General features: G+C 71.8%; 9 protein-coding genes. 2 read left to right on the top strand and 7 right to left on the bottom strand.

The features are described 5' to 3' along the window. Window positions 1–542: 542 nt before the first annotated feature. Together ACIQVD_RS30315 and ACIQVD_RS30310 are read right to left on the bottom strand one after the other, a co-directional pair. On the bottom strand, window positions 543–2,063 hold the full coding sequence (locus ACIQVD_RS30315; protein ID WP_400690807.1) for an MFS transporter: 1,521 nt from the start codon (window positions 2,061–2,063) through the stop codon (window positions 543–545). 7 nt (window positions 2,064–2,070) lie between these two features. Further along, window positions 2,071–2,736: a TetR/AcrR family transcriptional regulator gene (locus ACIQVD_RS30310; RefSeq protein WP_402292335.1), complete on the bottom strand. Its 666-nt coding sequence runs from the start codon at window positions 2,734–2,736 to the stop codon at window positions 2,071–2,073. A gap of 236 nt (window positions 2,737–2,972) precedes the next feature. Here ACIQVD_RS30310 and ACIQVD_RS30305 point away from each other — a divergent pair, with 236 nt between their 5' ends. Beyond that, complete coding sequence (locus tag ACIQVD_RS30305; RefSeq protein ID WP_400690813.1) at window positions 2,973–3,803, top strand: aldo/keto reductase; 831 nt, start codon at window positions 2,973–2,975, stop codon at window positions 3,801–3,803. Window positions 3,804–4,158: 355 nt separating this feature from the next. Here ACIQVD_RS30305 and ACIQVD_RS30300 read toward each other — a convergent pair whose 3' ends face one another. From ACIQVD_RS30300 to ACIQVD_RS30280, 5 genes are all read right to left on the bottom strand, one after another. After that, complete coding sequence (locus ACIQVD_RS30300) at window positions 4,159–4,758, bottom strand: hypothetical protein (RefSeq protein WP_402292334.1); 600 nt, start codon at window positions 4,756–4,758, stop codon at window positions 4,159–4,161. 74 nt (window positions 4,759–4,832) lie between these two features. Continuing rightward, window positions 4,833–6,854, bottom strand: a complete 2,022-nt coding sequence (locus tag ACIQVD_RS30295; protein ID WP_402292333.1) for a hypothetical protein — start codon at window positions 6,852–6,854, stop codon at window positions 4,833–4,835. 259 nt (window positions 6,855–7,113) lie between these two features. Then, window positions 7,114–7,944: a hypothetical protein gene (locus ACIQVD_RS30290; protein WP_402292332.1), complete on the bottom strand. Its 831-nt coding sequence runs from the start codon at window positions 7,942–7,944 to the stop codon at window positions 7,114–7,116. Window positions 7,945–8,052: 108 nt separating this feature from the next. After that, entirely contained in the window at window positions 8,053–8,742 is a 690-nt protein-coding gene (locus ACIQVD_RS30285) for a Crp/Fnr family transcriptional regulator (protein WP_402292331.1), read from the bottom strand. 7 nt (window positions 8,743–8,749) lie between these two features. After that, complete coding sequence (locus ACIQVD_RS30280) at window positions 8,750–9,265, bottom strand: Pycsar system effector family protein (protein ID WP_402292329.1); 516 nt, start codon at window positions 9,263–9,265, stop codon at window positions 8,750–8,752. A gap of 507 nt (window positions 9,266–9,772) precedes the next feature. Here ACIQVD_RS30280 and ACIQVD_RS30275 point away from each other — a divergent pair. Beyond that, the gene (locus tag ACIQVD_RS30275; protein WP_402292328.1) at window positions 9,773–11,176 is read left to right on the top strand and encodes a hypothetical protein; all 1,404 of its coding nucleotides are present in this window, start codon (window positions 9,773–9,775) and stop codon (window positions 11,174–11,176) included. Window positions 11,177–11,323 lie beyond the last annotated feature (147 nt).

The raw sequence follows: 11,323 nt of genomic DNA, 5'->3' as shown, positions 1-11,323 counted from the left end.
TCTGGCAGAACGTCGCCCAAGGCACCCTCCTCGTCATCGCCGTCGTCATCCAACAACGACGCAACGGCGAACGCCCCATCGGACTCCCCGCCTGAGAACCCGTCACTTCCCCTCTCCACCAACGGACTCCGTCGGCGGCACCTGTCATCCGGAAGGCCGGAGCAGGGTCGGAGCAGAGGTCGACGGCCGACAGGCCGCCGCCCGACGGACCGGCGAAGGCCGTTGAGGGGCGGCCGACTCGCCACCCGCGCCGGTGGCGTCCTCCACCCGGGACGCCACCGGCACTCCGCTGCCCGGCGAACAGCGCGGCGAGCGCGGCCGGAGCCGGTCCCCCGCCCCGCCACACCCTCACCGTCGCACCGTCACTGTCGCACCGTCACCGGCCAGAACGACCCGGCCGGGCAGGGCTCCTGGATCTCCACCTCCGGCATCGACGTCCTCAACGGCCGCCGTCGGTACGGAGGAACGGCGGACCCGTTCCGGCGGCGGACGGCGGACGGCGGGCGTCGGCTGCCGGAACGGGTCCGCGCGGGGGAGGGGCCTCAGTGGACGACGGTCAGGACCGGGCCCTCCTGGTCCGCGCCGTCGTGGTGGGGGGACTTGCCCTGGTGGCCGGTGTTGATCAGGGCGAAGGCGGTGGCCGAGGCCAGGGCGAGGATGCCGGCCGCCCACCAGATGGCGGTGGAGAAGCCGTGGACCATGGCCTGGAGTTGGAGCAGGTGCCCGGCGGCGGGCGTCGTCGCCTCGCGGGCGTGGTCGGCGGCGTAGTCGGCGGTGGCGCTGGCGGCCAGGGTGGACAGCAGGGCGGTGCCGATCGCGCCGCCGATCTGCTGCGAGGTGTTGACCATGGCGGAGGCCACGCCCGCGTCCTGCGGCTTGACGCCGCGGGTGGCCAGGCTCATGGCGGGCATGAAGGCGGTGCCCATGCCCAGGCCCATCAGGAACAGCCCCGGCAGCAGCACGGCCGCGTACGAGCTGTCGACCTTGATCTGGGCGAGGATCACCAGCGCGCCTGAGGCGAGCAGGAAGCCGGGGCCCATCAGGAAGCGGGGGGCGACCCTGGTCATCAGGCGGGCGCCGATCTGGGTGGAGCCGGTCATCATGCCCGCCACCATCGGCAGGAAGGCGACGCCGGAGATCACCGGGCTGTAGTCCAGCACCACCTGGAGGTAGTACGTCAGGAAGAGGAACAGCCCGAACATGCCCACCACGGCCATGCCCAGCGAGAGGTAGGCGCCGCCCCGGTTGCGGTCGAGCACCACTCGCAGCGGCAGCAGCGGCGCCTTCACCCGCTGCTGGACGATGACGAGCAGGGTCAGCAGGACGGCCGCCGCGACGAACAGGGTGACTGTCGACGCCGACCCCCACCCGTCGCTCTCGGCGCGGCTGAACGCCCACACCAGCGAGGCCAGGCCGCCGGAGGCGAGCAGCGCTCCGGGCAGGTCCAGCCGGGCCTCGTTGTGGCTGCCGGCCGGCTCGCGGACCTCCATCAGGGTGCCGGTGATCGCTATCGCGGCGATGAGGACGTTGACCAGCAGCGTCCAGCGCCAGTTCGCGTACTCGGTCAGCACGCCGCCCAGCAGCAGGCCCACGGCCGCGCCGCCGCCCGAGATGGCGCCGTAGATGCCGAACGCCTTGGCCCGCTCCTTGCCCTCGGTGAACATCACCGTGAGCAGGGACAGCGCGGCGGGCGCCAGCAGCGCGCCGAACACGCCCTGCAGCGCGCGGGCGCCCAGCAGCATGCCGGTGTTGACCGCGGCCCCGCCCAGCGCGGACGCCAGGGCGAAGCCGACCAGCCCGGTCAGGAAGGCCCGCCGGCGGCCCCACTTGTCCGCGATCCGGCCGCCCAGGAGCAGCAGCCCGCCGAACGCCAGCGCGTACGCGGTGACGACCCACTGGCGGTTTCCGTCGGAGAAGTGCAGGGCGCGCTGCGCCGAGGGCAGCGCGATGTTCACGATGGTGCCGTCGAGCACCACCATCAGCTGGGCCAGGCAGATGAAGACCAGCGCCTTCCAGCGCCGTGGATCGAGGGGGGCCGTCGCGGCGGCCGTCGGGGAGGACATCAGGAGATCACCTGTCGCATCGGGTCGGGGGAGAGGCGGGGGAGGGGGCCGGGGCGGTGGCCAGGGGCAGGATCACCTCGTGGACCACCCGCCGGGCGAAGGCGTGGTCCGGGGGCGTGCCGTACAGGAGCACCCGCTGGAGGATCAGGGCCGGGAGCAGGCCGACCAGGAGTTCGAGGTCGCGCTCCGGGGGGATCTCCCCCCGCTCGACCGCCCGCCGGAAGACGGTTTCGAACACCTGGCGGCGGGACTCCTCGAAGTGCCGCCTGAACACCTCGCGCAGGACCTCGTCCTGCAGCACGGCGGAGATCAGCCCGACCATCACCCGGGTCTCGAAGACGCTGCCGGTCTCGGCGAACGCGCGGGCGATCTCCTCCAGGTCCTCGCGCAGCGAGCCGGTGTCCGGTTTCGCCAGCGGGCCCTTGAAGCGCTCGATGGCGTCGACGACCAGCTCCGCCTTGCCGGACCAGCGCCGGTACACCGCGCCCTTGCCGGCGTGCGCGCGGGCCGCCACCGCGTCGATCGACAGGCGTTCGTAGCCGATCTCGGCCAGCAGTTCCAGCGCGGCCCGGCACAGCTCGTCGTCCCGGGACGGGTCCCTGGGGCGCCCGCCGCGGTGGTCCGCTCGCTGCGCCGCGGCGCCGTCGGTGCCGGGGTCCACGGGAAGGCCCACCTGTCCGCCTCCTCAATCGGTACGCATCAGTTCCGGAACGGAATCGTACCGCATTTCCGGGAGTCGGTCGGACCCGTTCCGCGGGAGGCGGCCGGACCCGTTCCGCCTCCGCCGCGCAGGCGGGTGAAACCGGGCTTCGACGGGTCGCCGCCGCGGGTACGCCCACGGGGACACCGCGACCGCCCGCCCCGCCCCGTGGGCCGGCGGCGAGGGACGGACCGACAAGGAGTGGACTCGTGACCAGTGCCCCCGTGCACGCGCTGAACGACGGTACGAAGCTTCCCGGGGTGGGCCTGGGCACCTACCCGCTGGACGACGAGGCGGCGGAACGGGCCGTCGCCGGCGCGCTGGAGACCGGCTACCGGCTGGTCGACACCGCCGTGAACTACGGCAACGAGACCGGCGTCGGGCGGGGCCTGGCCCGCTCCGGCGTGCCCCGGCAGGACGTGGTGGTGACGACCAAGCTGCCCGGACGCCACCACGGCTACCAGGAGACCCTGGCGTCGTTCGAGGAGTCCCGGCGCCGGCTCGGCCTGGAGTACGTGGACCTCTACCTCATCCACTGGCCGCTGCCCCGGGTGGACAGGTACGTGGACTCCTGGCGGGCGATGATCAAGCTCCGGGACGACGGCCTGGTCCGCTCGATCGGCGTCTCCAACTTCACCGCCGAGCACCTGGAGCGCCTGCACCGGGAGACCGGCGTCCTGCCGTCGGTCAACCAGGTCGAACTGCACCCGCTGCTGCCGCAGGACGAACTGCGGGCCGTCCACGCGCGGTTGGGCGTCCGCACCGAGAGCTGGAGCCCGCTCGGCCGCGGCTCGGCGCTGCTCGACGACCCCGCCGTCGGCGCGGTGGCCCGCGCGCACGGCGTGACCCCCGCGCAGGCCGTGCTGCGCTGGCACACCCAGCTCGACGCGACCCCGATCCCCAAGTCCGCGGACCCCGGACGCCAGCGCGCCAACCTGGACCTCTTCGGCTTCGAGCTGACCGCCGAGGAGATGGCCCGGATCGCCGACCGGCCGCACGAGCGGCTGGGCGGCGACCCCGACTCCCACGAGGAGTTCTGACCCCGGGCGGCGGCACTCCAGCGGTGCTCCGGAGCGCTCTGCTCGACGGCTCCGGCGGCCATGCTGCGGGTGAGGGTGCGCTGCCGGCCCGAAGCGGAGCGCGTCCTCTGGCTGACGCGGTCCCGTCGCCGGGGCCTTCGGAGGCGGAGGAAACGGCTGCGCTACGGTTCGGGTCGGTAGGCCCGTGCCTCCTGGACATCGTGCTGGAAGAGGTACTCGACCTCGTCCGGTGCGCAGTGCATCCTGGCCTGCCGCCAAGCACTGTCGAAGTCGAACGGGGAGCGACTGATCCGTTGGAGGCGGAGTGCCCGCAGGGACGTGAGCGGGGCGAGCAGGACCCGCCACAGGGCTGCCCTCATTCGGCCCGTCCGTCCAGGGCGGCCCGGTCAGGCGGCGCGGTGACCGTCTTCAGAGTCTCGATGGAGTGCTGGAGCAGGACCCGCATGGCCTCGTGCTGGGTCTCCAGGTCTTTGAACCCGGCGCCGACAGCCTCCCACTGCTCGAGTAAGGGGTACCACCAGGCGTTGCAGGATCTGATCGCGCGTGAGAGTCGTTGCAGGTCGGCTACCTGAGCGTTGTCCGGGAGCGCGGAGGTCCGCTCGATGCGGTCGAGCACGACGAGGTCCGGATGGTCGTAGAGAGCTGTCTTGAGAAACTCCAGCCGCCTGATCCGTTCGGCGTCGGCCCGCCGGACGGCCAGGGTTTCCACTGCGGTGGGCGACAGCCGCAGGGTGAACTTCACGCTGATCAGACGGTAGTACGGGAAACGCTGCCCGTCGGGCGAACCGAGTACGGCGTTGAGGGTGTCCTCAGCCCCGAGCGGGTCGTCCGGCTGCAGCCCGGCGGTCACCTCCGCAGCGGCGGCACGGAGGTCGCTACGGACCTGCTCTGCCAGATTAGCTCGGCGCTGCAGTGCGGGTCGCCAGACCAGGGTGAAGGACGCTTCGAACGGCACGCCCGTGACGGCGCTGGGCAGTCGGCACGGCTGCGGGCCCGCGTAGGTGCGCGCGGCCCGCTGCCACGGCCACCTCATCGAGGGGTGCCGTCGGCCGCGAAGACCCTGCGGAACGGGGCGCTGACCAGGTGCTGGTAGAAGTCCTCGGCGATGTTGACGCCCTGCGCCGTGACGGAGCCCGTAAGCGCCTGCATCAGGTCCATCCCGGCCTGGAACATCCGGTGCCCGCGGAGTGGTTCGAGCAACCGGTCGCGGAGCTGCACGTAACTGTCGGAGTCGGATTCGTTCGAGCAGGAGAGGATCCAGCCGGTGATCCGGGGGATGGTCTCGACCGCGGTGTCCGGGCTGCCGAGCAGCTCCGTCAAGGCCCGCTGGACGTCGATCTCCAGAGGGTCGGCCGACAGCAGCCACGGCAGCCCCGGGCTGTCCACCGACACCGACATCAGGGCGAGGAAGGCCAGGCTCCCGCTCCGGGACGAGCCCTTCGTCTGCTGCCAGGTTCGGACCTCGGCGACCAGCCGAGCCCGACCAGCGGGTTGGCCGGCCAACTCCTTGAAGGCCTTGAGCACGCTCTGCCGGACGGCCGGGTCCGTGGTCCTCTGCGCCACCCGCCGCAGCCGGACGACAGCCATCTTCGCGGCGGCGGCGCCAACCTCCGGGTCCGCCAGGATGAGACGGCAGGTGGAGACCACGGTGGGCGCGTTGCCGCCCGTGTCGGCCCACTGGTAGAGCGCGGCCCACACGAGGCGTCCGACATGCTCGTCGTTCACCGCGGTCCGGAGGACGGCGCCGAGCAGCGCCGGTTCGGTCGACTCCGCCAGCTTGTTGAGGTGTTCTCTCGTGCCGTGACGCAGGGCCAGGGACGCGAGCGTCTGGACCACCGGGTCCGTGGGATCGGGCCGGGCGGCGAGCTTCGCGAGCCAACCGAGCAGCGGCGTGCGCATGGTCTCGTAGTTGTCCCAGACGTACTCGAGCACGGCCCGCCCGTAAGCCGGTCGGTCGAAGAGCACCACATCGCGCCCGTCGACCGTGGCGCCGACATCCTGGATCCGGCGCCGCAGGCCGCGGGCCGCGAAGGCAGTCTGAGTAGCCGTCCCTACCGTCTGGCCGCTGTCCGTGGACTCCACTGCCGCCTGCAACTGCCGGGCTCCGGCGGCCACGACGGACACCGGCGCGGACTGCCGCACCGCCAAGGCGACCAGCAAGTAGCGGTCCTCGAGCGCCAACGACCGATCGGTCCTGCCACTGGGGACGGTGCGGTCCCCGAAGAGCTGGTCCAGTTCCCCGCGCCAGTCCGACAGGGCGTCGAGCACGCGTTCCTCGAACGTCTTCGCCGCATCCTGATCCGCTCCGTTCCGCAGCAGGGCAGGGGCCTGCCGGTGCAGACGGTGCTCCTCCCAGACCGAGACGATCCGGTGAGCCGCCCGTACCGCTGCCACGGCGTTCAGGCCGCTCAGTTGGTTCAGCGCCTGCTGGGACGCCCTGATCTCCATGGCCGGCTCGTAGTGGCCGTCGGCTTCGAGATGGGCATTCACCACCGATCCGGCGGCGGGGGGATCCGTCAGCCGGAGCACCTGCACACCAGGCCGGGAGACCGAACCCGGTGCGTCCCAGAGCTCCTGAGGAACCGTTAGGACCAGGTGGGACCGGCAGTCGGCGAGGTGCTCGGCGTGCTTTCCGAGCGAGGTGACGAAGTCGGCCGAGACCCGGTCGGTGTCCGGGTCCTTCAGGTCGAGCTGGAACGCGTGTCGCGGCTCCAGGGGGAGCCGGGTCCGGCTGGGCGAGTTCCAGTCCGCTTGCAGTTTGACCAGCGTGGTGCTTGACGAGGTGTGTTCGGCCAGCAGCCGCAGCGCGAAGGTAGTGGCGCCGATCGAGCGGGGAGCGACGACGACCAGGACGGGTGCCCGCAACTCCTCGGTGGCCGGGTCGAGAGCTTCCTGCCAGGCGTCCGTCCACGCGTCACGGACGTACGGCTGCTCCAGGAGGGTATCCCGGTCCAATTCCTCGCCCTCGAGGACATCGCGCTTGCGGGTCTCCAGGATCAGTTGCTCGATGTAGCCGGCAGCGACGTCGACTTGGCCGTGGAAGTGCGTCACGGGGCCAGCAGACGTGCGGACGCCCGGAGCTGCCTCCGGGGCGGTGGGCTGCTTCGGAGCCTCCTCGGCCGGGGCTGGCGGGGCGTCGGGCTGCTCCGAGCGGTGGTCCTGCCGTGGCTGCACCCAGTTCGGCAGCCAGGACTCGAGTTCTCGGCCTTTGGACCCCTCGTCGTTCGGCTCGTCAGCGGACCGAGACGGGTAGGGTAGGTCGGACACGGGCTTCTCCTTTGTACGGATGCGACGGATGAGGTGTGCCGACTCAGCGGCTGCGGCGGTCGATCCGGAGCTGCTCGACATGCCCCGCGATCACGGGGTCTTTGAGCTCGCCGTGGAAGTTCTGGACGGCGCCCGCCCTGACCGGCTGCTCCGGTGCGGCATGCGCCGAGGGCTTGGGACCGGTGCGCGGAGCGTGGTTGCCGGACGCGGGCAGGTACTCGCGGAGCAACGCCGCGGGCAGGCCCGGGACGAGCAGTCGGCATGACATCTCGAACTCGGGCTTTTCGGCCACCCGAGCGGTGGACGCGATGAACTGGCGCTCCGTCACCTCCGGGCGGGTGCGTCCGGCCTGCACGGAGCGCTGGTAGACGGGCTCCGAGAGAACGGCCGCCAGGAACAGTCCGTTGTCGGTCGCGGCCTCGACGGCCTGGTAGGCCGCATCGCTGTTGACCAGTCGACAGGCATCGTTGATCGCGGCGCCGCGGTGGTCGGGGACGCTCAGTGGGCCGACATGGACGGCGGTGCGGAGGCGGATCGCCGGTGCGGCGGCCATCCGAATGCCTTCGTAGCGCTGGAGGGCGGCACTCAAGTTCCCCAGGAGGGGATCGACCAGCCGTGCAACGTGCTGGGGCGGGAGCAGGAGGATGACGCCGTCGCCGGCATCCTTGTACCCGGCGTCCAGGGGCTGGGGCGCGGGCAGCCCGCTCTGCACGAAGACGGTCTCCAGGATGCTGTCCAGATCGGACCGGACGGATGCCATCTGAACTTCAGGGAGCTTGCTGTAGCCCTTCATGTCGACGACCATGACGGCCTGTTCGGGCGGCACGTCGTGGCCCGGTACGTCGTAGTCCGGTGTGGAGACGGAGAAAGTCACGGGTGGGTGGCCTTTCGGCAGCAGGGGAGGAAGACGAGGCCCCATGCTGCTAGGCCGGACGGACCGGCGGTGCCCAGTACTGGGCACCGACACGGTGGCCTGGGTCACTCAGGCGAGCACCTCGGCCTGGATGGCCGGCATGTTCCGGATGACCAGTCCGCCGCTGGCTTCGGTCCCGAGCCAGCCCCGTTCCCGCCAGGGTCTGATCGCGCTGCCCACGCCGTTCCGGGAGGCGCCGATCAGCTGCGACAGCTCTGTCTGGGTCAACCGCACCACGGTATCCGCGCCGTGCCGGGAAGCCGCCTGAACCAGTCGGCCCAGAGCGGCGGCCAACCGCACCGGCACCGGCGCGGTCGCCATTTCCAGCCGGACCGCCTCCGCCTCCCGAACACGCGCAATGGCGTGCCGCAGCAAGGGAACCGTCAGATCGTGTTCGTGGACGAAGGCGAGGAAGTCGGGGGCGGGGATGAGGTGGACGCGGCACGGTTCGGCGGCGATCACCGAAGCCGAGCGCGGCTGGGCGTCCAGGACCGCGAGTTCGCCGAGCAGTTCACCGGCGCCGCGGACGGCCAGCAGCGTTCGCTCGCCGTGGGCACCTGCCAGGGTGACCAGGGTGGATCCGGAGCTGAGCAGGATCACCTGGGTCCCGGGGTCGCCCTGGCGGAGCAGCATGCATCTGGCGGGACGGCTGCGTTCTGGCGCGAGATTGCGAAGTTCCGACCAGAGCTGATCGCCGATGAGAGATTCATGGCGAAGGTACATGTGCCCCCCCTGGGTTTCTCCGAACAACAGCGGCACGATGATTTCAATTCATGCAGGAAATCGCCAGGCTGATTCCGGTCACCGTGCCTGCTGCGGCGATCAGGTCCACTGAGGTCCTGACGGCCCGGAACTTCCGTTCGGCGAGCCCGGCCAAACGCCACAGACGCTGCGCCTCCAGTTCGATCAGGGCCGTTCGGTCCAGAGTCACCAGGCCGGCGAGATTGCTCGTCGTCACCGGACCGGACCGGAAGGGCTCCAGCCTGGCCAGCGACCGGCCTTGCGGTAGCACCGGACGGATGGCGAGAAGCGCCGCCGCCGCAGAGGCGAGCAGGAGCACGCAGCCGCACAGCACCGCCGCGGTCAGCAGCGCCGTTCCAGTGGACCAGACCGGAGTGGCCGCCAGCACCGCGGCCAGCGCGCCGCTGGCCAGGGCGCAGAGCGTGGCGGCCTTCCCGTCCGCACGCTGGAGCTCCACGAGCACCGCCGCCGACCTGGCGCCGAGCACCGATTCCACCGCAACGAGCGACGCATCGGTGGAACTGTCGTTCGTCTCCGACATTGAAACCCCCTGAGATGGTCGGACGATTCAGGCGTGACCACTCTCCGGGATACGAGTGCGGATGGGAGCCCGCCACCGGGCACTGCTGCTGTTCGCCGCGTCACAGTCGGACGCGTGCGATGGCGGAGAAGAGTCAGCCGACGTAGACCGTGCGGCAGATGCTGATTCCTCGCTCTTGTGGCGAAGGGTGACGTCCGGGACGACAACGGCAAGAAGAGCGCATGGCTGCGCAGATCCGGATTGCCGACGGACCGTGTTCCCAAAGTGTCCTGCCTGTGTGCATCGGGGAAACCCGGGCGTGGTGCCGCGCGGGCAGCAACATGCGCAGCCGAGACGCCGGGGCGGCCAAGTCGGTGGTGGATTCCTGTTATGGCGGGGCGTCCCGTGGATCTCCTAGGACGCGGGTGGGTGGGAGCGGATCGGACCGCTCCCGTCTCCCGACCGGTTCGGCCGCCGTCCGGCGCCGAGATCCGCAGCCCCGCCGATCGTGCAAGGAGATCCACCCCGATGGTTCAGCGCCCCCAGCCGACCCGTCCCGCGACCGCCGCGTCCGTGACCGCCCCGCTGCTCGCCGCCTTCACCGCGAGCGCCCTCCTGGCCGGCCCCGTCCTGCTCGCCGCACCGGCCGTGGCCGCGCCGGAGCCGTCGAGCGTCGACCACCACGCCGTGGTGCTGGTGAACTTCCGCAACAAGGCACTCACCGACGCCGCCAAGACCCGGGCCGACGCCGTGCGGAACTTCTTCGGCACCGGCAGCACCTCGCTCGCCTCCTACTACGCCAGGAACTCCGGCGGCCGGATGAGCGTGGTCCCCGCCCGGGGCGACGGGGTCTTCGGCCCGTTCACCATCGACATGGACGACTCCGCCGCCTGCGACAGCGGGAAGATGAACGAACTCGCCCGCAAGGCCGTCTCCGGCGTGCCGTTCGACCACATCTCCGTCGTCTTCCACTCCGACTTCTGCTCCAGCTGGTGGGGGCTGGGCTCGGTCTCCGGCCCCAACAGCTGGTTCCACGAGGGGGCCGTCGACGACGGCGCCGCCATCATCCACGAGATCGGCCACAACCTCGGCTTCCAGCACCAGGAACGCCAGGTCTGCCCGGCCGGCACCTTCACCACCTGCACCGCCGACGAGTACAGCCACCGCACCCCGATGGGCGGCGGCGGCGAGAAGAAGGGCCTCAGCGCCCCCGAACTCCTCTCGCTCCAGTGGCTCACCGCCCAGCAGACCACCACCCCCACGGCCGGCACCAGCGTCCACCTCACCCCGCTGCACGCCCCCGGGACCGGCGGCACCCGCGCCATCGACCTGCCGCTCGGCACCGGCGGCGACCGGGTCGTCGTCGAGTACCGCACCCCCGACCCCGGCACCCCGGACGTGGACGTGCCCCAGGGCGTCGCCGTCTACCGCGTCACCAAGGGCAACTACAAGGACGCCGTCATGATCAGCAACACCGCCCAGCAGAAGAAGGCCGCCAACAACTCCCTCGACGTCAACGGCCCGGCCCTCACCGACGACGCCGCCCACCTGTCCGTCAGCGTCGTCGGCACCAGCGACACCGGGGCCGACATCCGGATCCGGCTCGGCGCCGACGCCGCTCCGAAGACCACCGCCCCGGCCGCCGCCAAGCCCGCCGCGACGGCCGCCGAGCCCACCGCCACCGCCGAGCCCGCGCCCTCCAGTGCCGCACCGGGGCCGCTCTCGGCCGAGTACCCCGACCACCAGGCCGTCGACCCCGCCGGCCCCGCCCCCGTTCCCGCCACCACCGCCACCGACGGCCGGGGCCTCGCCCAGACCGGCGGCGGCGGTTCCGCGCTGCCCCTGACCCTGGGCGCCGTCGCCGCCCTGCTGATCGGCGCCGCCCTCTTCCTCGTCAACCGCCGGGGCACCGGCCGCCGCGCCCGCCGCTGAGGTCCGCCCGCTGTCCGGCCCGTCCGGCGGAACGCCGGGACCGGACGGGCCGGAGCGCGGACGCGTGGACGTGCGGACGCGCGGGTACGTGGGTGCGCGGGTGCGGGCCGGGTCGGTCCGGACGGCGGGTGCGGTGACGGGCCGTCA

Source organism: Kitasatospora sp. NPDC090308 (genome assembly GCF_044769485.1).
GTDB lineage: Bacteria > Actinomycetota > Actinomycetes > Streptomycetales > Streptomycetaceae > Kitasatospora > Kitasatospora fiedleri.
Note: the sequence above shows the minus strand (reverse complement) of the source record. Positions and strands in the feature narration are given on the sequence as shown.